22 protein-coding genes are annotated in these 23,309 nt (G+C 62.6%); 11 read left to right on the top strand and 11 right to left on the bottom strand.

What is annotated here, in order from left to right:
* Positions 1–69: 69 nt before the first annotated feature.
* Together ACX1DW_RS11685 and ACX1DW_RS11680 are read left to right on the top strand one after the other, a co-directional pair.
* On the top strand, positions 70–1,200 hold the full coding sequence (locus ACX1DW_RS11685; RefSeq protein WP_200600061.1) for a GGDEF domain-containing protein: 1,131 nt from the start codon (positions 70–72) through the stop codon (positions 1,198–1,200).
* Positions 1,193–2,140, top strand: coding sequence for an iron-sulfur-binding ferredoxin reductase (locus tag ACX1DW_RS11680; RefSeq protein ID WP_458993404.1), 948 nt, complete (start codon positions 1,193–1,195; stop codon positions 2,138–2,140). Before ACX1DW_RS11685 ends, ACX1DW_RS11680 begins: the two co-directional genes overlap by 8 nt.
* Before the next feature lie 51 nt (positions 2,141–2,191).
* Here ACX1DW_RS11680 and pyk read toward each other — a convergent pair whose 3' ends face one another.
* Positions 2,192–3,640, bottom strand: a complete 1,449-nt coding sequence (pyk, locus tag ACX1DW_RS11675) for a pyruvate kinase (protein ID WP_156244396.1) — start codon at positions 3,638–3,640, stop codon at positions 2,192–2,194.
* A gap of 151 nt (positions 3,641–3,791) precedes the next feature.
* Between pyk and ACX1DW_RS11670 the strand changes: the two genes are divergently transcribed.
* The 3 genes from ACX1DW_RS11670 to ACX1DW_RS11660 are packed head-to-tail and all read left to right on the top strand — an operon-like array spanning position 3,792 to position 5,095.
* Positions 3,792–4,169 (top strand): tetratricopeptide repeat protein, encoded by a 378-nt coding sequence (locus ACX1DW_RS11670; RefSeq protein WP_063544627.1) that lies wholly within the window; start codon positions 3,792–3,794, stop codon positions 4,167–4,169.
* A gap of 30 nt (positions 4,170–4,199) precedes the next feature.
* Positions 4,200–4,622: a DUF4124 domain-containing protein gene (locus ACX1DW_RS11665; RefSeq protein ID WP_102840645.1), complete on the top strand. Its 423-nt coding sequence runs from the start codon at positions 4,200–4,202 to the stop codon at positions 4,620–4,622.
* Positions 4,623–4,666: 44 nt separating this feature from the next.
* Positions 4,667–5,095, top strand: coding sequence for a PilZ domain-containing protein (locus ACX1DW_RS11660; RefSeq protein WP_063544773.1), 429 nt, complete (start codon positions 4,667–4,669; stop codon positions 5,093–5,095).
* Between the two features lie 5 nt (positions 5,096–5,100).
* On the opposite strand, the gene ACX1DW_RS11655 is transcribed toward ACX1DW_RS11660, so the two are convergent.
* Genes ACX1DW_RS11655 through ACX1DW_RS11630 form a run of 6 tightly spaced genes read right to left on the bottom strand, consistent with a single transcriptional unit; the run spans position 5,101 to position 11,790 of the window.
* On the bottom strand, positions 5,101–6,432 hold the full coding sequence (locus tag ACX1DW_RS11655; protein WP_458991614.1) for a DUF58 domain-containing protein: 1,332 nt from the start codon (positions 6,430–6,432) through the stop codon (positions 5,101–5,103).
* On the bottom strand, positions 6,429–7,442 hold the full coding sequence (locus ACX1DW_RS11650; RefSeq protein WP_458991613.1) for an AAA family ATPase: 1,014 nt from the start codon (positions 7,440–7,442) through the stop codon (positions 6,429–6,431). Before ACX1DW_RS11650 ends, ACX1DW_RS11655 begins: the two co-directional genes overlap by 4 nt.
* Positions 7,439–8,614, bottom strand: coding sequence for a DUF4350 domain-containing protein (locus ACX1DW_RS11645; protein WP_458991612.1), 1,176 nt, complete (start codon positions 8,612–8,614; stop codon positions 7,439–7,441). The genes ACX1DW_RS11650 and ACX1DW_RS11645 overlap by 4 nt, the downstream gene beginning before the upstream one ends.
* A complete protein-coding gene (locus ACX1DW_RS11640) occupies positions 8,611–10,164 on the bottom strand; it encodes a DUF4129 domain-containing protein (protein WP_458991611.1) in 1,554 nt (517 codons plus the stop codon). The genes ACX1DW_RS11645 and ACX1DW_RS11640 overlap by 4 nt, the downstream gene beginning before the upstream one ends.
* On the bottom strand, positions 10,151–11,134 hold the full coding sequence (locus ACX1DW_RS11635; RefSeq protein ID WP_458991610.1) for a stage II sporulation protein M: 984 nt from the start codon (positions 11,132–11,134) through the stop codon (positions 10,151–10,153). Before ACX1DW_RS11635 ends, ACX1DW_RS11640 begins: the two co-directional genes overlap by 14 nt.
* A complete protein-coding gene (locus ACX1DW_RS11630) occupies positions 11,131–11,790 on the bottom strand; it encodes an RDD family protein (protein ID WP_325166774.1) in 660 nt (219 codons plus the stop codon). Before ACX1DW_RS11630 ends, ACX1DW_RS11635 begins: the two co-directional genes overlap by 4 nt.
* Positions 11,791–12,067: 277 nt before the next feature.
* Between ACX1DW_RS11630 and sbcB the strand changes: the two genes are divergently transcribed.
* Positions 12,068–13,504 (top strand): exodeoxyribonuclease I, encoded by a 1,437-nt coding sequence (gene sbcB, locus ACX1DW_RS11625; RefSeq protein ID WP_200600054.1) that lies wholly within the window; start codon positions 12,068–12,070, stop codon positions 13,502–13,504.
* A gap of 119 nt (positions 13,505–13,623) precedes the next feature.
* Here sbcB and mvaT read toward each other — a convergent pair whose 3' ends face one another.
* Positions 13,624–14,004, bottom strand: a complete 381-nt coding sequence (mvaT, locus tag ACX1DW_RS11620; protein ID WP_063544645.1) for a histone-like nucleoid-structuring protein MvaT — start codon at positions 14,002–14,004, stop codon at positions 13,624–13,626.
* Positions 14,005–14,343: 339 nt separating this feature from the next.
* Here mvaT and purU point away from each other — a divergent pair, with 339 nt between their 5' ends.
* The 3 genes from purU to ACX1DW_RS11605 are packed head-to-tail and all read left to right on the top strand — an operon-like array spanning position 14,344 to position 16,890.
* On the top strand, positions 14,344–15,195 hold the full coding sequence (gene purU / locus ACX1DW_RS11615; RefSeq protein ID WP_063544647.1) for a formyltetrahydrofolate deformylase: 852 nt from the start codon (positions 14,344–14,346) through the stop codon (positions 15,193–15,195).
* A 12-nt stretch (positions 15,196–15,207) separates the two neighbouring features.
* Complete coding sequence (locus tag ACX1DW_RS11610; protein ID WP_166082497.1) at positions 15,208–15,381, top strand: hypothetical protein; 174 nt, start codon at positions 15,208–15,210, stop codon at positions 15,379–15,381.
* Positions 15,382–15,423: 42 nt separating this feature from the next.
* Positions 15,424–16,890, top strand: a complete 1,467-nt coding sequence (locus ACX1DW_RS11605) for a helicase HerA-like domain-containing protein (protein ID WP_200600052.1) — start codon at positions 15,424–15,426, stop codon at positions 16,888–16,890.
* A 79-nt stretch (positions 16,891–16,969) separates the two neighbouring features.
* Here the strand turns inward: ACX1DW_RS11605 and ACX1DW_RS11600 are convergent, their stop codons facing one another.
* The 3 genes from ACX1DW_RS11600 to yaaA all read right to left on the bottom strand — a co-directional run bounded on the left by ACX1DW_RS11600 (position 16,970) and on the right by yaaA (position 20,495).
* The gene (locus tag ACX1DW_RS11600; protein ID WP_110777896.1) at positions 16,970–17,191 is read right to left on the bottom strand and encodes a hypothetical protein; all 222 of its coding nucleotides are present in this window, start codon (positions 17,189–17,191) and stop codon (positions 16,970–16,972) included.
* 322 nt (positions 17,192–17,513) lie between these two features.
* On the bottom strand, positions 17,514–18,959 hold the full coding sequence (locus tag ACX1DW_RS11595) for a mannose-1-phosphate guanylyltransferase/mannose-6-phosphate isomerase (protein ID WP_133456094.1): 1,446 nt from the start codon (positions 18,957–18,959) through the stop codon (positions 17,514–17,516).
* Between the two features lie 756 nt (positions 18,960–19,715).
* Positions 19,716–20,495 carry a peroxide stress protein YaaA gene (gene yaaA / locus ACX1DW_RS11590; protein WP_200600050.1) on the bottom strand — a complete coding sequence of 260 codons (780 nt, stop codon included), beginning with the start codon at positions 20,493–20,495 and terminating at the stop codon, positions 19,716–19,718.
* A 133-nt stretch (positions 20,496–20,628) separates the two neighbouring features.
* Between yaaA and dmeF the strand changes: the two genes are divergently transcribed.
* Both dmeF and ACX1DW_RS11580 read left to right on the top strand, forming a co-directional pair.
* Positions 20,629–21,603 (top strand): CDF family Co(II)/Ni(II) efflux transporter DmeF, encoded by a 975-nt coding sequence (dmeF, locus tag ACX1DW_RS11585; protein WP_200600048.1) that lies wholly within the window; start codon positions 20,629–20,631, stop codon positions 21,601–21,603.
* A gap of 258 nt (positions 21,604–21,861) precedes the next feature.
* A complete protein-coding gene (locus ACX1DW_RS11580) occupies positions 21,862–23,250 on the top strand; it encodes a PhoH family protein (RefSeq protein ID WP_125912171.1) in 1,389 nt (462 codons plus the stop codon).
* The last annotated feature ends 59 nt before the right edge of the window (positions 23,251–23,309 follow it).

The raw sequence follows: 23,309 nt of genomic DNA, 5'->3' as shown, positions 1-23,309 counted from the left end.
AATGCCGGCTAGGTTTTTGTTTTCGGTAGGCGTAGAGTGCGGCAAATTGCCACAGCGGGATGGATCCCTATGAGCCCGGTACGTGACGAGACCGATGAGCGGACGCTGCAGCAGTTGGTGACGCGGCGATTCGCGATGGCTTCGGTGACTTATGGACTTGCGCTGCTGCTGACATGGGTCGCGGTGGCGGGCGGCTTCTACCAGGCGACCATTTCCAGTGCGGTCGTGCATTCGGCGCTGATCGTGCTGAGTCAACTGGCCTTCTTCTGGGTTTTTTATCGCGGCATCAATCTGCGCTTCAAGGACCCCAGCCTGACCGAGCCCCAGGTGCTGGTTGCGCTGGTGTGGCTGACTTACTTCCTGTTCAACCTGGGCAGCGCCCGCGGTTCGCTCCTGGTGCTGTATCTGCTGGTCCTGATGTTCGCCGTGTTCCTGCCGCCGAAGGTTTTCGTTCGCTACGCGACGTTGGCTTTTCTCAGCTTCATCGGGCTTGCCGCAATGGACTACTACCTGCAGCGGACGGTGGATGCCACGGTGTTTCTGTTGCAGGCCTGCGTGCTGCTGGTCACGCTGATCTGGATGTGCCTGCTCACGGGGCATGTGTACCGCCTGCGGCAGCGCATGCGGCAAAGGCGATTCGCCCTGCAGGCGCATCAGGACACCCTGCGCGGCATGATGCGGCAACTGGAGGATCTGGCCTCCACCGACGAGCTGACCGGCCTCTACAACCGTCGCCGCTTCCTGCGGATTGCCGAGGGCGACCTGAGCCGCCTGCGCAGGGGACACCAGTCCGGGCTGGCCTTGATCGACCTTGACCACTTCAAACGAATCAACGACATCCACGGCCACGCCACAGGTGATCGCGTGCTGCAGACGTTCGCCAAGGTGGCGCGGACCTGTCTGCGTGATGACGACGTGCTGGCCCGTTATGGCGGCGAGGAGTTCGTGCTGTTGCTGCCGGAAACCGACGCCGAGCAGTTCCGCGCCTGCTGCGAGCGCTTGCGCGAAGCGTTCGCCAATGCCGAGCCGGAGGATGCCGACATCGCGTCGGGGCACCTCAGCCTGTCCATCGGGCTGACCCTGCTGAATGCCGGGGATAACCTGGATGCCGCGCTGCAACGTGCCGACGAGGCGCTCTACCGCGCCAAGCGCGCCGGGCGTAACCGCTGCGAGGCGGCGTGGGATGTCTGCAATGCCTGAACTCTGCTGTGCCGGGAGGCGTTGGCAGGTGGCAGCTGCAAGCAATCTGCTCGATGCCCTGATCCAGGGCGGCGTGCCGGTACCCTCCGGTTGCCGGGCCGGAAGCTGTCACGCCTGCCTGGTGCGCTGTCTTGAGGGCGAGCCGCATGACCTGCAGCCGGACCTGTTGCGTCCCGAGCAACGTCATGCCGACTGGCGGCTCGCATGCCAGTGCCGGGTCGAAGGCGATCTGAGCCTGGAGGTCTTCGATCCCCACCGCGATGGGTTGGCGGCGCGCGTGGAAAGCCTTGAATGGCTGGGTAGCAGTGTGCTGCGCCTGCGTGTGCTGCCGGAGCGGCCGCTGCGCTATCGAGCCGGTCAGCACCTGCTGCTATGGACGGCTACGGGCGTGGCTCGGCCGTATTCGCTGGCCAGTCTTCCCGACGATGACCCGTGGCTGGAGTTTCATATCGACTGCAGCCGGCCCGGCGCTTTCTCTGACTTCGCGCGGCAGCTGCGTCCCGGCGACCTGCTGCGGCTGGGTGAATTGCACGGGGGCGCTCTGCACTACGAACGGGAGTGGGCCGAGCGGCCGTTGCTGCTGCTGGCGGCCGGAACCGGCCTCGGACCTCTCTGGGGCCTGCTGCGCGAGAGCCTGCGCCAAGGCCACCGGGGCCCGATCAGGTTGCTGCATACCTGTCGCGACGGGCATTACCTGAAGGAGCCGCTGCAGGCGCTCGCGCAGACGCATGACAACCTGCAGCTGGAATGGATTGGGGCGGATGGGCGAGACCGTATGTTGGATACGCTGCGGCCCACTTCGCGCCGGGATGTCGCGCTGGTCTGTGGCAGTCCGTCGTTCGTCGAGGCCTGTGCCAGGCGCCTGTACCTCGCCGGCCTGCCGCGCGGACAGATATTCGGCGATGCCTTCATCAGGGCCAATCGGGGCGACGTTCCCTGAAAAACAGAAAGGCCGGCAAATGCCGGCCTTTCTACTGCTGCGCTGGAGCGATTACTGATCGCCGACGCGCAGGATCTTCATGGTGTTGGTGCCGCCGGTGCTGTCGTGGTAGCTGTCGCCCTTGGTCAGGATCACCCAGTCGCCCGGCTGCACGATGTTGCGCTTGAGCAGTTCCTCCACGGCCATCTGGCTGACCTTGTCTGCCGGCAGCGCGGCCGGGTCGAACGGCACGGTCTGCACGCCGCGGAACAGGGCGACGCGCGCTTGGGTCTCGCGATGCGGCGAGAAGGCGAAGATCGGCACCGAGGAGCGGATGCGCGACATGATCAACGGCGTGTAGCCACTTTCGGTCAGCGCAATGATCGCCTTGACGCCGGGGAAGTGGTTGGCGGTGTACATCGCCGCCAGCGCCGCGCTTTCGTCGCAGCGCTCGAACTGCTGGCCGAGGCGGTGACCGGACTTGGTGCTGGTCGGGTGCTTTTCCGCACCGCAGCAGACGCGCGCCATGGCCTTGATCGCTTCGATCGGGTATTCGCCAGCGGCGCTTTCCGCCGAGAGCATCACCGCGTCGGTGTAGTCGAGTACTGCGTTGGCTACATCGGATACCTCGGCGCGGGTCGGCATCGGGCTGTGAATCATCGACTCCATCATCTGGGTCGCGGTGATCACCACCTTGTTGTGACGGCGCGCGTGCAGAATGATCTTTTTCTGGATACCCACCAGCTCGGCATCGCCGATTTCCACGCCGAGGTCGCCGCGCGCCACCATTACACCGTCGCTGGCGCGGATCAGGCCGTCCAGCGCCTCGTCATCGGCCACGGCTTCGGCTCGTTCGATCTTGGCGATCAGCCAGGCGCTGGAGCCGGCTTCGTCGCGCAGGCGGCGCGCCAGGTCCATGTCGGCGGCATCGCGCGGGAAGGAAACCGCCAGGTAGTCCAGCTTGAGGTCGGCGGCCAGTTTGATGTCGGCCTTGTCCTTGGCGGTCAGCGCCGGCGCGGTCAGACCGCCGCCACGACGGTTGATCCCCTTGTTGTCCGACAGCGGGCCGCCGATCAGCACGGTGCAGTGCAGTTCATCGGCCGTGGCGTTGTCCACGCGCATCACCACGCGCCCGTCGTCCAGCAGCAGTTCGTCACCGACGCCGCAATCCTTGACCAGGTCCGGGTAGTCGATGCCGACCACTTCCTGGGTGCCGGCGTCGCGCGGGTGGGTGACGGAGAAGCGGAACTGGTCGCCTTCCTTCAGCTCGATGCGTTTGTCGGTGAACTTGGCGATGCGGATCTTCGGGCCCTGCAAGTCGCCCAGCAGTGCGACAAAGCGGCCATGACGGGCGGCGATCTCGCGGACCAGTTCGGCCCGGGCACGGTGCTCGTCGGGGCTGCCGTGTGAGAAGTTCAGACGGGCGACATCCAGCCCGGCGATGATCATCTTCTCCAGCACTTCCGGTGAGCTGCTGGCCGGGCCCAGGGTGGCGACGATCTTGGTGCGACGCTGAATCATTCAAATGGCTCCTTTTTCTGGCTGGCAGCGAGGCTACTATGCTCGTCCGTTGTAGTCATCGCTCGTCAGCCACTACTCTTTCGGCGCATTTGACGGGCTGTCTGCAGGTTTTTCCGGCGCGGTCGATACAGCGGCAAAACGGAGGAACCCCATGCGCACCCTGATGATCCTTTTCCTGACCCTGCTCACCGTTGGCTGCAGCGCCCGTCATGCGTCTGATCGCCATCTGGATGAGGCATACCGGCATTACGAAGCGGACAATTGCGAGCGGGTGATGCAGTCGCTGTCGCAGGCCGAGCGTAGCAGCAAGCCGCGTAGCCAGGTGCAGCCGGAGATTTCGCTGTTGCGCGGCCAATGCCTGGAGCGCCAGAGCCTGTTCGTCGATGCCGCGCAAACCTACCGCTTCATCATCGAGCGCTTCCCTGCGAGCGAATATGCCTATCGTGCCCGCGCCCGACTGGAGACGCTGCGACAGCTTGGCCACTATGATGCCGAGGCGCAGCCGGCAATTCACCCGGCGAAACCTTGATGCCGTAGCGAACTGTTCATGTGAGGGACCATGCGAACTCTATTGCTGATTACCCTGCTGTTGCCGACCCTTGCATCAGCGCAGATCTACCGTTGGACGGACGCCGAGGGGCGTGTCCACTTCGGCCAGCGACCTGCTGCCGGAGCCGAGCAGATCGAGGTGCGGCCACAGGTTGTCGAGCGCGACGATCAGACCCGTGAGCGCGAAGCGCGCAGCGAGCGCTTCTTTGATGCGCGCCGGCAGGAACAGCAGGCGGCACGAGAGCAGGCCAGCCAGACCCGGGCGGCGCAGGAGCAGGAATGTCAGAGCTTGCGCAACCGTTTATCGCAGTTGCAGCTCGGCGGACGCTTTTTCCGTAACGATGCAGCCGGAGAGCGCGTCTACTACAGTGACAGTGAACTAGAGGCGGCTCGACAGCACCTGGCGGCGCGAATCAGCCAGGTATGCAGCTGAGCCGAAAGGACTCGCACAAGGCTAAGGTAGAAGGCTTCGACGACATGAACATGGCGAACCAGCGTCGTATTCAGCGGCAACAGTTGCCGTACTACCTCAACGTATTCAACCGTTTCACCGACAGGCCCTTGGGTTTCATCGGCAACCTGTCCGAAGGCGGCCTCATGCTGATCAGCCCCTATCCGATGATGCTCGGCGTGCGTTTCGAAATGCGCCTGAAGATTCCCGGGAAGGCCGGGCAGCTGCGTCATGTGGATTTCAGTGCGCTCAGTCTCTGGAGCCACGAGGATGTCACGCCGGGCAGCTACGACACCGGCTTTTCGCTGATTGAGCCACCGATAGAAATCCGCGACATGATCCTGGCCTTGCACCATTACTTCAGTTTTCAGCCGATGCCGCACGTACCCATGGCGCATCATCCGAGCCCGTCGTCCAACCGCTTTACGGACAAGGATTGCTGTCACGGCTTGTAGCGCGGTCACAGCGATCCGGCTTTCTTCCAGGCCAGGTAGCGCCCGACCAGCTCCGGCCCCAGATCGCCGGGGCGTGCATCGAGTACAGGCACTCCCCGGACATGCAGACGCTTGTGCAGATTCTCGCGGATACACAGGTAGTCCTGCGCGCCGCAGTAGTCCAGGGCATCTTCAAGGGTCTGTACCGGGCGCAGGCGAAGCCGGTCCAATATCTCCTCCCTGAGGCTCACCATCAGTACCTGATGTCGGCGCGATAGGCGTGTCAGCGCTGCGTGCAGGCCGGCGTCATCCTCATCACGCAGATTGCTCAGCACGATGACTAGCGCCCGCCGCTGCTGGCGGGCAAGCAGCCGTTCTACCGCCTCGCTGTAGTCGGCGGGGCGCTGAGTGGCCTGCAGATCGTAGACCGCGTTGAGCAGCACCCGCAGCTGCTGCTGGCCCTTGGCTGGCGCGATGTGCCGGGGGCTGTCGCTGGCAAAGGTGCAGAGCCCGACGGCATCGCCCTGACGCAGGGCGGCATAGGCCAGCAGCAGGCTGGCATTGAGCGCGTGGTCGAAATGGGTCAGCTCGTCATCCTGGCTGCGCATCCGGCGACCGCAGTCGAGCATCAGCATGATCTGCTGGTCGCGTTCGTCCTGGTATTCGCGGGCGATCGGCGTCCGGGTGCGGGCAGTGGCCTTCCAGTCGATCTGGCGCAGCGTGTCGCCCTCGCGAAACTCGCGCAATTGGTGAAACTCCAGCCCCAGGCCGCGGCGGGGTTGCGGGCGTACACCAAGGCGGTTCAGCCAGAGGTCGATGGCCTGCATGCCGGCGCCCTGCAGCTGGGCGAAGTCAGGGTAGACCCGCGTCTCGTCGACCCGCTCCACGCGATGGCGGCGGCGCCAAAGACACAAAGGGCTGGTCAGCCGGATATCGTAGCGCTCGAACTGAAAATGGCCGCGTTGAAGCGGGCGAAGGCGGTAGTGAAGCAGGCAGTGCTGCCCAGGTGGCAGGCGCAGTCCTTGTGGCAGCTGTTCGAAACGCATGCCATTCGGGACATGATCGAACAGCTCGATCTGCAGCGCGCGGGTGTGGTGGTTGCGAACCACCAGCTGCACGTCGCTCCAGTGTCCGAGCGGCAGATTGCCCGCCAGCTGCCGTTGTACGGCCGGAACGGGCAAACGCCGCAGGGCGAGGGCATCGAACAAAGCAAACCCGAAGAGAGCCAGCAACGCCCCCCACCATGCGCTGTGCCAGCTGTCGGCCAGCGCTACATCGAGCGCGGCGCAGACGCCAAGCGGCAAAGCCAGCAGTGCCAATGCGCCCAGCGCAGCGAGGAGACGGCGAGACGGTGTCATGCGCGCGGTGCCGCCACCTGGTCGAGCAGCTGCTGCAGAACCTGATCGACGGCGACTCCCTCGATGTCCAGCTCGGCGGAGAGTCGTACGCGATGGCGCAGCACGGCCGTTGCACAGGCCTTGACGTCGTCCGGCGTCACGAACTCGCCGCCGCGCAGCAGCGCCCGTGCGCGTGCGCCGCGAACCAGTGCGATCGATGCGCGCGGCCCGGCCCCCAGCGTCAGTCCTGGCCAGCTGCGGGTACTGCGCACCAGGCGTACGGCATAGTCCAGTACCTGATCGTCCAGTGGCAGCTCACTGGCGATTTTCTGCAGTGCCAGCACATCGCGCGGCTGTACCAGCTGGCGCAGGGCGCTGACATCAAGCATGTCGGCACGTGCCGAACGGGTGACCTGACGCACCAGCTCCAGTTCTTCCTCGGCCTGCGGATAGTCCATGCGCAACATCAGCATGAAGCGGTCGAGTTCGGCTTCGGGCAACGGGTAGGTGCCTTCCTGCTCGATGGGGTTCTCCGTGGCCATGACCAGGAAGGGTTGGGGTACGGCCAGCGCCTTGCCTTCGAGAGTCACCTGACGCTCCTGCATCACCTCGAGCAATGCTGCCTGGGTCTTGGCGGGCGCGCGGTTGATTTCGTCTGCCAGCAGCAGATGGGCGAACACCGGCCCCTTGCGCAGCTTGAACTGCTCGCTCTGCAGGTCGTACACGGCGTGGCCAGTGATGTCGCTGGGCATCAGGTCTGGCGTGAACTGAATGCGCGAGAATCCGCCACCGAAGCAGTGCGCCAGAGCGCGTACCAACAGCGTCTTGCCCAAACCGGGCACGCCCTCGATCAGTACATGACCACCAGCGATCAAGGCGGTCAGCACACCGTCGATGACCTCGTCCTGGCCGATCACCGCCTTGTGCAGCTCGTCGCGCAGGGCCTGGGCCAGCTGACTGGCTCGTATGCGCTGACTGCTTGGATTGCTGTTCAGGGCGGGACTGCTGGATTCGGGGGTGTATTCGCTCATAGCGCATTCCTGAGGGTTTGCAGGTGGGTCACCTGCCGGGTGAATTCAACCGCTGACATCCGTTGCGCCGGCCGTGGTTGCATGGCCGCCTCGATGCTGGCGACCGGCATGTTGCTGAGGCGCGCGAGCACGGAGCGCTGTGCAGGCTCGGTAAGCCGGTCAAAGCCGGGATGGTGAAGATTGGCTCTGCGCCGGATGTCGTGCTGCAGGCGCTGCAGCAGGCCATGTTGGCGACCGTGACGAAGCAGGAATTCTGCGGTACCGCGCAGGTGCTCCTGCAGCTGGCGGCGGGCGTTATTGGCCGGCGGTTGCAGCGGGCCGAAGCGCTGGCCGACGTGCCAGGCCCCGAGCAGGATGAGCAGGCCGAGAATGACCAGCAGCTCCGGGAAGTAGCGGCGCAACTGCGTGAACAATCCGTCATGCTCGCTGCGGTGCACCAGTGTCACTGTGCTGTCCTGGGTCAGGTACCAGAGCAGCCAGGCATGGTCGTACTTGCCGATGTTGCGGTTCTGCCAGAGCCAGCTGTCGGTCAGTGCGGTGATCAGCCCATCGCCATGCTGCAGCTGCAGCATGTGGGTAGCGCCGGCGCTGTTGGCCCAGGCGTGGGCGCGATTGTCGGCGTCGTACAGGTGGAAGTCGGTATCGAAGGCCAGGTAGGCCGGCGCAGTCTCGTTTTCCAGATAGAGCTTGGTCAGCTGAGGATGATCGTCGGCCGTACCCTGGACGGAAGCGCGTGCGCTTTCGTCGTCCAGATCCTCGGCCTGGTACTGCTGGATGTTCAGGCGGTCGAGCAGCAGATCGCCGCTCTTGCCCGCCTGCTCATCCCAGATTCGCTCGGCGACCACGACCAGGTGACCGCCAGCTGCGGCCCACTCCAGCAAGCGATCGGTTTGTCGCGGCGTCAGGTTGCGCCGGTCGCCGAGTAACAGCAGGGTCTGACCACTGCTCGGCAGGGTCTCGAGGCCCGCCGAACTCTCGAGCTGAGTCACCTGCAGGTCGAGAGAGCGCAGGAACAGTTCGGCGGCGAGATAGGTATTGCGCTGTGCTTCAGGAGACGGGCCGTGTTCGACCACCTCCTCATAGGGCTGCAGCTTGGCAAACAGCCAGCTGGCCGCGAGCGCGACGAGCACTACGAAGGCCCCGATCAGCAGGCGCGAACCAAGCCGGCTCATGTCGGCCTCGCCGTCGAAAACAGGGCACGCCACTCGGCGCAGAGTCTGTCGCGTACGGTCTCGTCCGCATCCTGATGTCCATAGGCCTGGCGCTGCCAGTGCTGGGTGACGCACTCGGCGAACCGCACCAGCTGCGGCTGAGCCAGTCGGTGCACGGCGGCCAATACTTCGCCTTCCGTGTGCGCAGTCTTGAGCGGCAGCCGGAACTCATGCAGCAGGATGCTGAGCAGGCCGCGGTAGAGTAGTGCGAGCGCGGCTCTGGGGTTTTCGCTCCAGAGTCGCTCAGCCTCGCCAGCGACATCGCTCGGCAGGCTTTCCGGGGCGACGCCCAGGCCGAACATCTGCGTTGGGCTCGGGTTGTGCGCTCGGGTCGGCATTCGACTCCGGCCTGCGAAGGTGCGCAGCCAGTCGCGATAGCGCCAGCACAGCAGCGCGATCAGAATCACCAGCGCGCTCCACAGCAGCACCTCCAGCACCTGCGCCAGATGTTCGAGGCTGCGCCAGAAGGAGCCGCCTTTCAGCAGGTTTTCGATCAGGCGTGCCAGCGTGCCGGTTTCTTCCGCCTGGTCGGCATCGCCCAGACGCCAGCGGGTAACCGTTTCGCGGTGCTGGAAGGGCGGCTGATCCAACAGCTCGCCGATGCGCTGGCGCGAGGCCTCGCTGGTCAGAGGTTGATTGAGCAGCCTGCCGCTGCCCGGGCCGGGCGAAGCGCTGTCCGTAGCGGTTTCGGCGGCTGCCCAGGCGGTGCGCTCGGCCGGGACGAGCAAAAGACTGCAGGCGAGCGCAAGCAGGGGCAGAGTACCGAGCAGGCGCTGGCGCAGCTTGCGAAAAGTCAGCTCGATGTCCCACGCCTCCAGATGGGTGCGGCGATTGAGGTAGAGGGTGAATCCGCAGGCAACGTAGACCGGTTCCCAGATGATCAACAGCAGCGCATAGAGCAGGTTGGATAGATGCTCCAGCCAGAGCCATTGCGCGCTGAGTCCGAGCAGATCCTCCCAGTTCCAGCTCTGCACCAGCTGGGCGGGCAGCATGAGGTAGAGCAGGCCCAGCAGGCCGAGCCAGAGGGCGCCCTCCAAGTGCACTCCGACCACGGTCAGCCAGCTTGCGGCGCGCCCGCCGCGTCGACCGAGCGTCACCAGTCGCTGTCTGCGGGCACTGCCGTCGAGCCCTTCGAGTTGCTGAACCGGCAGGTCGAAGCTTCGCGTCATGCTCAACCGACGCCAGGTGAGGCTGCTGAACCATTGTGGGCGCCACAACCCGGGGACCGCTTTCAGGCTCTCTCCGAGGCTGGGTGTTTCGCCGAACAGCGCCCTGGAAAGGATGAACAGCGGCAGTCGTTCGTACAGCGGCTTCAGCCACCAGAACAGCAGCAGTGCCAGGCTCGGGTGCTGCCACAGCAGCAGGCTGAGCACGGCGAAGACAGGCAGCGTGACGGCGGCCCAGCTCGCCATCAACAGAGGCGCATGGCGCCTGGCGAGCTGCGTGCCGAGGTCGATCGCTTCCCATGGGGTGCGAGGGCGGATCGCGACGTTGGCTTCAGTCAGCTGCATGACGGCTGCGTCCGGCGAAGGAGAAATAAGCGGCGACGAACAGCCAGAGCAATGCGCCGACGATGAACTTGATCGTCGGTGAACTCAGCGTCATGGACGACCAGTACGCCTCGACGAAGGCAGCGATCAGCAAGAGCACGATAGCTCCAGCGACCAGGCGAATAGCCTGCCGGGCCGACTGGCGCAGGGCATCGCCGCGTGTCATTCGACCCGGCGCCAGCAGCGCCACGCCCAGTCGCAGGCCCGCCGCGCCAGCGAGGGTGATGGCGGTCAGTTCGAATGCACCGTGGCCGATAACGAAGGACCAGAACGGCAGGTGATAGCCGATACCGCTCAGGTGGCCTGCCACGGCGCCGATGGTCAGGCCGTTGAACAGCAGGAAGAACAGCGTGCCAAGGCCGAACAGCAGGCCACTGGCGAAGGTCTGGAAGGCGATGCCGATGTTGTTCATCACGTAGTAGCCGAACATCAGCCAATCGTCGCCGGCACCTCGTTCGGCAAAGCGCCCTAAGCGGCTGGCGTCCGGATCGTACATCTGCTCCATCTGCGCGACCTGGTCGGGTGGCAGGATGCTGTAGACGAGATCAGGGAAGGCGTAGACCAGTGCAGCCATGGCGAGCAGGCTGCCGTAGAACAGCAGGCTGGCCGCCAGCAGGTAACGCCATTGTTCGCGGACCGACCGGGCGAAGCCGCCAGTGATGAAGCCCAGCAGCCGGCCAAGCAGGGTACTGTGGTGCCGGTAGAGCTGCTGGTGACCACGCAGGGCCAGCTGATGCAGCTGATCGATCAGCTGGCCGCTGTAGCCACGCGATTCGGCCAACGCCAGATGCTGGCAAAGCTGACGGTAGGCGGAAGGGAACGCGTCCAGCGAAGGCTCGTCCAGCGGCCGGCCCCGTTCGAGCAGATCGAGCTGCGTGGTCAATGCCAGCCAAAGCTGCTGATGCTGACGTTCGAATTCGGCCTGTTTCACGTTGCCCCCATCAGCGCGCGGGCAATTCCCTGGATAGTTCGCTCGGCGTCCTCAGGCGTCGTTGCGAGCGGCTCGGCGAGGATCGCGGCGAGTTCGCGGCGACGGTCCGGGGACAGGCTGGCCTGGCGTTCGGCGAAGGAAATGAGTGCACGTTGCTCGTCAAGGCTGAGGACGACCGGTGGCGCCACCGGTTCGGCCGGCGCAAGCGCAGGACGTTCGGCAGGCTTTTCCTGATAGACGACCAACGTGCCGGCTGCGATATCACCAAGGCGCTTGAATGCCGGATGTCCGAGGCAGCTGAGAGCCCCGAGGAAATAGCCGAACGGCAGCAGGTCGACGAAACGCAACAGATTGCGCGTCAGCGAAGAGGCCCAGCCCACCGGCGTGCCGTCGTCGTGCACGACGCGCAGGCCCAGCCAGTGCTTGCCGGGTGTGCGCCCCTGGTTCAGCACCTCGAAGAGCACCATGTACCACCACTGCACCAGAAATAGCAGCAGCGCGCCGAGCCCCATCCCGAACTTGCCCAGCAGGCCCAGGCTGATAAACAGCGCGAGCAGTATCGCGCCGCGAATCGCCAGATCCACGGCGAAGGCCAGCGCGCGAGGAACGAGACCTGCGGGCCGCAACAGCAGGTCAACGCCTTCTGGCGTTTCCACGCGCACGCGATTGTCCAGCAGCGGTGATCGAGCGAGAGTCGGGAGCAAGAGATAAGGTCGTCCAGGTGCAGGCTAGGGCGATGCTATGCGCCAAGCGTGCCGGCGGCAATCTACGAGACGGTGCGTGAGGCGCGATTATGGCCAAATGCCTGCGTCGATGTCGGATGTCGTTCGCAGAGTTGTCGTCGCGGGTGTCGTCGCTGCGCCAGCGGCCGCTGGCGCGTTGCAGGCGTGAGGGCTGTTAGACTGCTGCGCGCCGATCGAGAAGGACCCTCCCGTGACTCCAAGCATTTTCTGGTACGACTTCGAAACCACAGGGATATCGCCCAGCCGCGACCGACCGATGCAGGTGGCGGGTATTCGCACCAACGAAGCACTCGAGGAAGTTGGCGAGCCGCTGAATCTTTATTGCCGTCTCAGTGACGACATCCTGCCCCATCCGGCGGCGTGCCTGGTCACCGGAATCACGCCGGCAACATTGCAGCAGCAAGGGCTAAGCGAAGCGGAGTTCGTTCGCCGTCTGCATGAGGAGCTGGCTACCCCGGGTACCTGTGTCGCTGGCTACAACAGCCTGCGCTTCGATGACGAGGTCACACGCTACAGCCTCTATCGAAACTTCTATGATCCTTACGCGCGTGAATGGCAGGGCGGCAATAGCCGCTGGGACCTGATCGATCTGGTGCGCACGGCTTATGCGCTACGTCCCGAAGGGCTGGTGTGGCCGGAGGAAGAAGGGCGAGTGACGCTCAAGCTCGAGCGCTTGAGCGTTGCCAACGGGCTGGAACATCTGAACGCCCATGACGCGCTGTCCGATGTGCGCGCGACCATCGCGCTGGCCAGGCTCATTCGCCAGCGCCAGCCACGTCTGTATGAGTACCTTTTCAATTTGCGCCGCAAACAGGCAGTGCTGGATCAGATCACCCTGCTCGAGCCGCTTGTGCATGTCTCGGGGCGCTTCGCCGCAGGCCGCCACTTCCTGTCGATAGTTCTGCCGTTGGCCTGGCATCCGCGCAATCGCAATGCGCTGATCGTCTGCGATCTGCAGGCCGAAGTGGAGCCGCTCTGGCAGGAAAGTGCACAGACGTTGCGGCAGCGCCTCTACACGCGTCGCGAGCAGCTTGGCGAGGGTGAGCTGCCGGTGCCGTTGAAACTGGTGCACATCAACAAGTGTCCGGTGCTGGCGCCACTCAAGGTGCTGCGCGACGAGGATGTCCGGCGTCTGGCTCTGGACCTGTCGCTGTGTCATGAGCGGGCGGCGCTGTTGCGCGAGCGACGGCACGTCTGGGTCGATAAGCTGGCCGAGATCTATGCCGAGGAAGGCTTTGGTGGCAGCGACGATCCGGAGCAGCAGCTGTATGACGGCTTTCTCGGCGAGCGAGACCGGCGCCTGTGCGAGCAGATACGTGGGCTCAGGCCAGCCGAATTGGCCAGGCACCCGTGCCGCTTCGAAGATGTGCGGTTGGAGGCGTTGCTGTTTCGCTATCGCGCACGCAACTTTCCCGAAGGATTATCCGTGCAGGAGCAATCGCAGTGGAGGTCGTTCTGTCAGCAGCGACTGAGCGATGCGGCACATGGCGGGCCGAATACCCTGGCGCAGTTTGAAACTGAAATTGCGCGGCTGATGCCCACTATCACCGTGGCGCAGCAACAACTGCTGCAACAATGGCTCGAGTATGGCCGAGGGCTGGGCGAGCGTTATGGATTGCGCCTCTGACGTCGTCAGATGTCGTTCCGACTGTCCTGCTGCAACGCAGTACTGGCAAGGCCTGAAATGAAAAACGCCGTTCCTCGATAAGCGCATCGAGAAACGGCGTTTCTATTAACCGTTATTGCTTAGCCCAGAAGAGTGGCCCAGCTTTCAACGGTGTCGGAACCCCACTGGGCTTTCCATTCTTTCAGCGTCTTGTGGTTGCCGCCTTTGGTTTCAATTACTTCGCCGCTATGCGGATTCTTGTACTGCTTCACGCGGCGAGCGCGCTTGCTGGTGGTAGGCGTCTTTGCAGCGCGCGGACTCTTGCTGCTGCGCGAGGCATCCGGATCGAGCAGGGCGATGATGTCTCGCAGTGACTTCTGATATTCGCCCATGAGTTCGCGCAGCTTACCCTCGAACTCCAGTTCCTTTTTCAGCTTGTCATCTTCGGAAAGGGACTTCAGTCGCTCCTGAAGTTCCTTGATAGCCTCTTCAGTGGCGCGATACTCGTTGATCAGTGACATGTGGCTTCCTTGAGATAGGCTTGAACGCAAGTGTTGGCAATCATAGTCCTGCCGTATGCGCAAGTAAATATAGCCGGTTAAAAAAGCGGGATTACTATTTGAAGGGATATTTCACGTACGGACATGCGTCGAAACAACGGGTTAATGAATGTATGCCTGTTTAAATGGACAACTTTCTTGGTGTTTTCAGGCGGGGTACTGCCGGATGCCAATCTTCCGGGCGATGCACCTCCGCGCTCGATGCTGCTAGTTGACGGAAACGTTGCCGTTAATGCGATGGCTGTGCTTTTGTCAGCTGGGCTAGAATGCCGCGTTTCCTTTGAGCCGGAGTAACCGTTAATGCGCACTTTCAGGCTGGTCATTGCCTGTCCAGATGGCGTTGGCATTGTCGCCAAGGTCAGCAACTTTCTCGCTACCTACAACGGCTGGATCACCGAGGCCAACCATCACTCCGATCATCAGAGTGGCTGGTTTTTCATGCGCCACGAGATCCGCGCGGACTCGCTACCCTTCGACCTGGACGGATTTCGTCACGCCTTTGCACCGATTGCCCGTGAGTTTTCCATGGAGTGGCGCATCACCGACTCCGAGCAGCGCAAGCGGGTCGTGTTGATGGCGAGCCGCGAGTCCCATTGTCTGGCGGATCTGCTGCATCGCTGGCACAGCGGCGAACTCGATTGCGATATTCCCTGCGTGATTTCGAACCACGATGACCTGCGCAGCATGGTCGAGTGGCATGGCATTCCGTATTTCCATGTTCCGGTCGATCCGATGAACAAGCAGGAGGCGTTCGCCGAGGTGACCAGACTGGTGCGCGAGCAGCGTGCCGACGCGATCGTGCTGGCGCGCTACATGCAGATCCTGCCGGCAGAGCTGTGCGACGAGTTCGCCCAGCGGGTCATCAATATCCATCACAGCTTCCTGCCGTCTTTCGTCGGTGCGAAGCCTTATCACCAGGCATCCTTGCGCGGCGTGAAACTGATAGGCGCCACCTGTCACTATGTCACGGAGGAGCTGGACGCCGGCCCGATCATCGAGCAGGACGTGGTGCGGGTCAGTCATCGCGACAGCATCGAGGACATGGTTCGGCTCGGCAAGGACGTGGAGAAGATGGTGCTGTCGCGCGGCCTGCGCTATCACCTTGAGGATCGCGTGCTGGTGCACAGCAACAAGACGTTGGTATTCAACTGACAGGGGATGACGATGGCCGATCCGTTCGAGCGCGCCGCTGCCAAGGCACCGCCTATCATTGGTGGTGGCTGTACCCAGCGATACGATCCCGAGGCGCTGTCGTCCGAGCTGGGCACCGACTTTCCGGAAGCCGAGGCGCTCTGGGCCGAGCTGCAAGCCGATCGGGAGCCCGTCGACGAGCATTGATGCGGCTGTGGCAGTGTGCGGGGAACGAGAAGGAGAGGGTTGATGAAGGCTTCGAACGATCGGTTGGTACTCGGCGCCGAGGTAACCGGCGAGCCCAGCACTCAGTCCCTGCGACTGGCCAATCGGCATGGCCTGATCGCTGGCGCGACCGGCACTGGCAAGACCGTAACCCTGCAGCGCCTGGCCGAGCAATTCAGCGATGCCGGCGTTGCGGTTTTTGCCCCTGACATCAAGGGCGACCTCTGCGGTCTCGGTGCTGCAGGCGCGCCGCAGGGCAAGATCGCCGAACGCATCGCCAGCATGCCGTGGCTGCAGCACCAGCCGCGGGCCTATCCCGTCACCCTGTGGGATGTGCATGGTCGCAGCGGCCATCCGCTGAGAACGACTCTGAGCGAAATGGGCCCGCTGCTGCTCGGTAATCTCCTGCAGCTGACAGACAGTCAACAGTCGGCGCTGTATGCGGCGTTCAAGGTGGCGGATCAGCAAGGCTTGCTGCTGCTGGATTTGAAAGACCTCAAGGCGCTGCTCGCCCATCTCAAGGCAGAACCCGAGCTGCTCGGCGAAGACAGTGCGTTGTTCACCGGAGCATCTTCCCAGGCGTTGCTACGGCGTTTGGCGACGCTGGAGCAGCAGGGCGCCGAGGCGCTGTTCGGCGAGCCCGCGCTGCAGCTTGAGGATCTGCTGCGGCCTGCCGCTGATGGGCGTGGCCCCATCCATTTGCTCGATGCCAGTGTGCTGGTGCATGAGGCGCCAAAGGTGTATGCGACCTTTCTGCTCTGGCTGCTGGCCGAACTGTTCGAACAGCTACCGGAGCGCGGTGATGCCGACCGGCCGCTGCTTGCGCTGTTCTTCGATGAGGCGCACCTGCTCTTCGGCGATACGCCGAAGGCACTGCAGGAACGTCTGGTCCAGGTGGTCCGGCTGATCCGCTCCAAGGGGGTTGGCGTGTATTTCGTAACGCAATCGCCGAGCGATCTCCCTGATCAGGTGCTGGCGCAGCTGGGGCTGCGCATCCAGCACGGGCTCCGCGCTTTCACCGTCAGAGAGCAGAAGGCGTTGCGCTCAGTGGCTGACGGTTTTCGCGCCAATCCGGATTTCGAGACGCTGGAGGTCTTGACGGAGTTGGGGATTGGCGAGGCGCTGGTCGGTGGGCTGGAGGAAAAGGGTATGCCGGCCATGGTGCAGCGAGTGGCGATCGCGCCGCCGCAATCACGCATCGGGCCATTGAGTGATGCGGAGCGTGCGGCGCTGATCGCCGGCTCTGCCCTGCGAGGTCATTACGACAAGCCTGTCGATCGGATATCCGCATACGAAATATTGGGTGCTCGCGCCAGGCAGGCCAGCGAGCCGCAGGCGCAAAAGCCGAAGCAGGGCAGGGGGCGTGACGACATCGATCTGGGTGAGCTGGCCGGGCGAGTCGTGAAAAGTGCCCTGAGTCAGGCGGCTGGCCAACTGGGCCGACAACTGGCCAGGGGGCTGCTGGGCTCGCTACTGGGCGGTAAGCGCTGAATTAAAGAATTACTGCTGAGCTATCGATGCAGCATCCTTATTGCGGTGCGCGGTGCTTCGACTGTCGTTTGGTTAGCGTTCAGGCTTGTGGTGCAGCCGAACTCTCGAATCCGGCACGTTTTTCCTGTTCGAGCTTCTCGAGTTCCTGTTGAAACACCTGATCTCTAAGCGAAGGTTTTTTCCGCCAGGGTTTACGCTCAGGCTCGCGTTCGGCGGCATAGGTCGTAATCTCGCCTCCGTAGACTTTCGTAAAGCGCTGTGCCTGGCGTTCGAGTTCGGCGCGCAGTTCGTCTTTCGTCACGTAAGAGATCCTGTATTGAAGCGATTGCTTGTAAGTTGCCTGGAATTGCCTAGTTGTAACTGAAGTTTGCCGGAGTTTTCCCGGTAACCGTGATTGTTATGACGTGGTTCAATTGAAAAGGTTTGCGCAGAATGGGCGCAAGCCGGAGAAGCGAGGCGTAGCTCAGAAAAAATAGGCGTGAACGTACATCGCTGTCCGTACGGAAATCAGCATCCGCGCCAAGCGAGTGAAAGTATGCCTGCTTTCGAGCAAGGCGGGCCAGGGGGCATGGAAAAAGAAAAGCCCGCGATGTGCGCGGGCTTTTCACTATCGGTTGAAGTGCTCAACGGGCCACTTTGGCTTCGTTGCTCTGCTCCGCGCGACCATAAACATCATCGAAACGCTCGATGTCGTCTTCACCCAGATAGCTGCCGGACTGGACTTCGATGATCTCCAGCGGAATCTTGCCAGGGTTGGCCAGGCGATGTACCGAGGTGATCGGAATATAAGTCGACTGGTTTTCGGTGAGCAGGAAGGTCTTCTCGTTACATGTAACCTGCGCTGTACCGGAAACCACGATCCAGTGCTCTGCCCGGTGGTGATGCATCTGCAGTGACAAGCTGGCGCCGGGATTAACGCAGATACGCTTGACCTGGAAGCGACCGCCCATATCCACCGAGTCGTACCAGCCCCACGGCCGGTAGACAGCACAGTGATTCTTGGTTTCGCTGCGGTCCTGGGCATCGAGCTTGCTCACCAGTTTCTTGACGTCCTGCACCTTGTCCTTGTGAGCGACCATCATGGCGTCCTTGGTTTCCACCACGACGACATCTTCCAGACCCAGCACGGTGACCAGTTTGCCGTTGCCGTGAACCAGGCAATTGCGCGTGTCTTCGGCGATCACATCGCCTTTGAGCACATTGCCGTTCTCGTCCTTCTCATGCACGTCCCAGATCGAGGACCAGGAGCCGACATCGCTCCAGCCCGCAGACATCGGTACCACGCAGGCCAGTTGAGTCTTTTCCATCACGGCATAGTCAATGGAGTTGTCCGGGCAGCAGGCGAAGGTCGCTGGGTCGATCAGCACTTCATCGCCGTTCTTCACGCTGCGCTCGAGCGCTACCCAGCAGGTGTCGTAGATGTCCGGGTCGTGCTTTTTCAATTCATCCAGGAAGACGCTGGCGCGAAACAGGAACATGCCGCTGTTCCAGTAGTAGTCGCCGGATTCCAGATAGCTCTGGGCACGTGCCTCATCGGGCTTCTCGACGAACTGGGCGACGCGCTTGATGCCTTCTGGCAGGCCCGCATTGGCGTCCTGGCTGCCACGGATGTAGCCATAGCCCGTTTCGGGACGGGTCGGTGGAACGCCGAAGAGCACCATCTCACCGTTCTCGGCGGCGTTGGTCGCCAGTGCCAGGGAGCGCTGGAAAGCCTTCTGGTCTTCGATCACATGATCGGCCGGCAGGACCAGCAGCAGCTCGTCGCGGCCTTCCTCGATCAGCTTCATCGCGGCGATGCCGATGGCCGGCGCCGTGTTGCGGCCGAACGGCTCGAGCAGAAGGCCCTGGACGCCCAGTTTGCGCGCCGCCAGCTGCTCCTTGACGATGAAGCGATGGTCCTTGTTGCACACCAGCAGAGGCTGCTGCATGCCGTCGAAGGCCAGGCGCTCGACGGTTTGCTGAAACAATGTCTGTTCACCGGTCAGGGCCAGGAACTGCTTGGGGAACGACTTGCGGGAAAGGGGCCACAGTCGGGAACCGCTGCCACCTGAAAGAATAACCGGGATCATAGTGCTCTCTCCTGAATCGTTTCGAAGGTCGTTCTACTTGTTCGTCGACGCCGGCCATCTGGCTGCGCCCGGGTTGTTCATCGAGGGAATCGCCGATCGCTCGGAGCGATAGCCGCTCGGTCCCGAAGCACTGCCTCGGGAGTGGAATCTGCTGTCAGGTCTCAATGGCCGGCGTTGGTTGCGCCAGGACCGCTCAGGCCCGATGGCGCTGTGGTTGATTGCCGGTCAGAAATGTCGGCACGGCGAATCTCCGATGGCCGACGGCACGACAAAGAGCGCCATCGTCGTGAGCGATGCGTGATGTCTGCTGGTCGGCAAGGAGCGGTGCTGTTGCATGGCCGTAACCCTCTGTTCGTGCCTTGCTCGGCGTATGTCTGTCCGAATGCCGCGTTGGCACTGGTCGACGCCTCGGCCGTTGGCCTGATGTCCGGCAGTCTGGCTGCCCGAGGTTTCGCTCCTGTCGCAGCCGTCATGCGACCGGAAGCGGAGCGAATTGCATGATTGGTGACCCAATGCACGTTCATGTGCGACGTCCCTTTCCACCTGGAATTGTCGGTACGCGCTTATGATTGCCGGCCATGCGCGATAGTTCCCGCGTGGACTGCCGTTGATCGGTGAGATTTTTCGAACGGTTTCAGCGGACGATGGCTGCTTAAGGGTGAGACCACGGCGGGCTTCGGTGCGCTGTCAGGCGCGGCGGGATGAGTTCGTGCTGCCCGTGCGGCGCCAACCGGCGGGTTGGCGCCGCGGCTACGGTTACTGCTGGTCGGTATCGCGCAGGAATACCAGATGGTTGGCCGAGGAATCGTCCGCGCTGAAGCGATAGCCCTCGTAATCGAACGCCGAGAGCTGTTCGGGCTTGGCAATGCGTTCCTTGATCACCCAGCGTGCCATCAGGCCGCGCGCCTTCTTGGCATAGAACGAGATGATCTTGTACTGGCCATTCTTCATGTCCTTGAAATCGACATCGATGACTCGCGCATTCAGCGCCTTGCGCTTGACTGAACTGAAATACTCATTGGACGCCAGGTTGAGTAGAACATCGTCGCCCTGTTCGCGAAGGGCTTCGTTCAGCCAGTCGCTGATTCGCTCTCCCCAGAACGCGTATAGGTCCTTGCCGCGCGGGTTGACGAGCTTGGTGCCCATTTCCAGTCGATAGGGCTGCATCAGGTCGAGTGGACGCAGCAGCCCGTAGAGCCCCGAAAGCATGCGTAGATGCTGCTGGGCGAACAGCAGATCGTCGTCAGTGAAATCGTCGACATTGAGCCCGGTGTAGACGTCGCCCTTGAAGGCCAGCAAGGCCTGTTTAGCGTTGTCCGGCGTGAACTCGGCGGTCCAGCTGCCGTAACGGGCCACATTGAGCGCAGCGAGCTTGTCCGAGAGGTGCATGAGTTCGCTGATCTGCGCTGGCGAATAGTCTCGAAGCAATTCGATCAGTTGCTGCGAATGGTCGAGGTGCTGCGGTAGGGTGAAACGTTTGGTTATCGGTGGTGTTTCGTAATCGAGTGTCTTGGCTGGGGAAATCACCATCAGCATGTACGGTCTCCTTTCTGATGGCGCGATTGTAGGGTGGTGACCGGAGCGGCTCCAGCTATGGATGCCATAGACGCGCTGTTGACCTTGCCTGCATGACAAGGTGCAAGCTGTGGCCATCGATTCGGGAATTCGTATGACTGATTGCAATCACGCGCAATGGCAGCCGCCACACGACTACCGTCCTCTGGAACGCCGCGCGGAGCGTCAGACCTGGGGCGTGGTGCTGCTTACCGGGCTGACCATGGTGGTGGAGATAGTCGCCGGTTACTGGTTCAACTCGATGGCATTGCTGGCGGACGGCTGGCACATGGCTTCGCACATGGTCGCGATCGGTCTGTCTGCGCTTGCCTATCTACTGGCGCGACGCTACGCGACGGACCAGCGCTTCGCTTTTGGCACCTGGAAGATCGAGGTGCTGGCCGGCTTCGCCAGTGCGCTTCTGCTGGTAGTCGTGGCGCTGTTCATGATCGGCGAGTCGCTGCAGCGATTCTGGTCGCCCGCGGCGATCGGCTTCGATGAGGCGTTGCTGGTTGCGGTGATCGGCCTGTTGGTGAATCTGCTATCGGCCTGGCTGTTGCGTGATCAGCACGATCACGATCACGGTCACGGCCATAGCCATAACGAGCAGGGCCATGCGCATGCACATCGAGCGTCAGGCAAGGACCTCAACCGTCATGCCGCCTTCATCCATGTGCTAACCGATGCCCTGACGTCGGTGGCGGCCATCGTCGCCTTGCTGGGGGGTAAGTTGTTTGGCTGGGGCTGGCTCGATCCGGCCATGGGCATCGTCGGTGCCGTGGTGATTCTCGTATGGGCGCGTGGTTTGTTGCGGGATACGGCGATGGCGTTGCTGGATCGGGAGATGGATGACCCACTCGTCGAGCAGGTTCGCGAAGCGTTGGAACGGGTGCCCGATACCGAAGTGACCGACCTGCACCTGTGGCGTGTAGGGCGTTCGCAGTACAGCTGCATCCTCAGCGTGGTCACGCATCAGGGACATACCGCCGATCGCTACAAGGCCGCGCTGCAGCCCTTTACCCAGCTGGTGCACATCACCGCCGAGGTGAATCGCTGCGGCGAAAGCGCGCACCTTGATCGTCGACATTAACGCGTGGAAACGGAGTGAGCCAAGCACCTGCGGTCGATTCGTGAAAAAAACCGACATTCAACGGAAAAGTCTTTTGTCTGTCATAAGTTTTACGGTATTACCGAATCCAGACCGCCGAACCCTGCAACACAGGTGGCGGCTCCTGGGTAGCCCCGAATCCACTGGCTTCCCTCGTCCGCTCACCTCAGTCGCACGGCGGTCACTCTGCGGCGGAGCGCGTATCCGCTTCGCTTCTGATCCTAGAAGAAGGTGATCGGTATGGATGACTACGGCAGATCCCGCGCGACCCAGCCCACGCTCTACGTCCTTGACACGAACGTTCTGATCCACGATCCCAATGCCTTGCTGAATTTCCAGGAGCACCAGGTCGCGATACCCATGACCGTGCTGGAGGAGCTCGATCAGCTCAAGACCGGTAAGCACAGCGTGGCCGCCGAGTGCCGCCAGGCGATTCGTCTGATCGACAGGCTGTTGGGCGATGCCACGCCCGAGGAAGTCGAACTCGGTGTGCCGATCCAGCGTGGCAAAAGCGGGCCGTGCGGCAGCCTTTCGATTCTGATGAGCAAGCGCGGTGAATCCAGCGCGCTGCCAGAGGACCTGAACGACAACAAGATCATCAATCAGGTGGTCGAGCTGAGCAAACAGCGGCCCGGGGTGCCGGTGGTACTCGTCACGAAGGATATCAACATGCGCCTGAAGGCGCGGGCCTGCGGCGTGGCGGCGGAGGATTACCATACCGACCAGCTGGTCGACGATGTCGGACAGCTTTCGCCGGGCTATCACAGCGTTACCGGCTCGTTCTGGGATCGCGTGAGCAAGGTGGAAACCCATCAGGGGCACGGACGTACCTGGCATCGGGTGCAGCTGACCGACAATCTACCGGCCGTCCATATCAACGAGTTCATCATCGACGAACAGGGCTTCGTGGGTTGGATCAAGGGCATCAAGGCCGATGAGCTGCTGCTGCTCGACCTGCACCAGGAGCCGCTGCTGCATCAGGAAGCCTGGGGCCTACGCCCGCGTGACATTCATCAGGCGCTGGCATTGTTCGCGCTGCTCGATCCGGATATTCATCTGGTCAACCTGTCCGGTGCCGCCGGCTCGGGCAAGACCATTCTGGCCTTGGCTGCAGCCATCGAGCAGACCGTGGTCAGCAAGCGCTACCGGCGCATCATCGCCACCCGTAGCGTACAGGGGTTGGACGAGGACATCGGCTTCTTGCCCGGCACCGAGGCCGAGAAGATGGAACCCTGGTTGGGGGCGATCACCGACAACCTCGAGGCGCTCCACATGGATGACGAGAACACCCACGGCAGCATCGATTACATCCTGCAGAAGGTGCCGCTGCAGTTCAAATCGCTGAACTACATCCGCGGGCGCAGCTTCCAGCAAAGCCTGATCCTGATCGACGAGTGCCAGAATCTGACGCCCCACCAGATGAAGACCATCATCACCCGTGCCGGCAACGGTTCGAAGGTGGTGTGTCTGGGCAACCTGGCGCAGATCGATACGCCCTATCTGTCCGCTACCAGTTCCGGGTTGACTTACCTCACCGAACGCTTCAAGGACTTCTCCCACGGCGTGCATATCACCTTGCAGGGCGTGCCGCGCTCGGTGCTGGCCGAATACGCCGAAGCGCACATGTAGAGGGCTCGAGGCTGGCGATGCCCGGAGTACCTCTTACGAGGCGGGTCCATCGCCGGCGG

It is taken from the genome of Stutzerimonas sp. KH-1, assembly GCF_054483855.1.
This window is presented reverse-complemented; position numbering and strand designations above follow the sequence as displayed.

Bases quoted from the DNA above. Each gene is read 5' to 3' on its own strand.
- ACX1DW_RS11685 (WP_200600061.1), top strand. From the start codon at position 70: ATGAGCCCGGTACGTGACGAGACCGATGAGCGGACGCTGCAGCAGTTG.
- ACX1DW_RS11595 (WP_133456094.1), bottom strand. From the start codon at position 18,959: ATGATCCCGGTTATTCTTTCAGGTGGCAGCGGTTCCCGACTGTGGCCC.
- purU (WP_063544647.1), top strand. From the start codon at position 14,344: ATGCGCACTTTCAGGCTGGTCATTGCCTGTCCAGATGGCGTTGGCATT.
- mvaT (WP_063544645.1), bottom strand. From the start codon at position 14,004: ATGTCACTGATCAACGAGTATCGCGCCACTGAAGAGGCTATCAAGGAA.
- dmeF (WP_200600048.1), top strand. From the start codon at position 20,629: ATGACTGATTGCAATCACGCGCAATGGCAGCCGCCACACGACTACCGT.
- ACX1DW_RS11680 (WP_458993404.1), top strand. From the start codon at position 1,193: ATGCCTGAACTCTGCTGTGCCGGGAGGCGTTGGCAGGTGGCAGCTGCA.
- ACX1DW_RS11580 (WP_125912171.1), top strand. From the start codon at position 21,862: ATGGATGACTACGGCAGATCCCGCGCGACCCAGCCCACGCTCTACGTC.
- ACX1DW_RS11670 (WP_063544627.1), top strand. From the start codon at position 3,792: ATGCGCACCCTGATGATCCTTTTCCTGACCCTGCTCACCGTTGGCTGC.
- pyk (WP_156244396.1), bottom strand. From the start codon at position 3,640: ATGATTCAGCGTCGCACCAAGATCGTCGCCACCCTGGGCCCGGCCAGC.
- yaaA (WP_200600050.1), bottom strand. From the start codon at position 20,495: ATGCTGATGGTGATTTCCCCAGCCAAGACACTCGATTACGAAACACCA.
- ACX1DW_RS11660 (WP_063544773.1), top strand. From the start codon at position 4,667: ATGAACATGGCGAACCAGCGTCGTATTCAGCGGCAACAGTTGCCGTAC.
- ACX1DW_RS11610 (WP_166082497.1), top strand. From the start codon at position 15,208: ATGGCCGATCCGTTCGAGCGCGCCGCTGCCAAGGCACCGCCTATCATT.
- ACX1DW_RS11650 (WP_458991613.1), bottom strand. From the start codon at position 7,442: ATGAGCGAATACACCCCCGAATCCAGCAGTCCCGCCCTGAACAGCAAT.
- ACX1DW_RS11645 (WP_458991612.1), bottom strand. From the start codon at position 8,614: ATGAGCCGGCTTGGTTCGCGCCTGCTGATCGGGGCCTTCGTAGTGCTC.
- ACX1DW_RS11605 (WP_200600052.1), top strand. From the start codon at position 15,424: ATGAAGGCTTCGAACGATCGGTTGGTACTCGGCGCCGAGGTAACCGGC.
- ACX1DW_RS11655 (WP_458991614.1), bottom strand. From the start codon at position 6,432: ATGACACCGTCTCGCCGTCTCCTCGCTGCGCTGGGCGCATTGGCACTG.
- ACX1DW_RS11665 (WP_102840645.1), top strand. From the start codon at position 4,200: ATGCGAACTCTATTGCTGATTACCCTGCTGTTGCCGACCCTTGCATCA.
- ACX1DW_RS11640 (WP_458991611.1), bottom strand. From the start codon at position 10,164: ATGCAGCTGACTGAAGCCAACGTCGCGATCCGCCCTCGCACCCCATGG.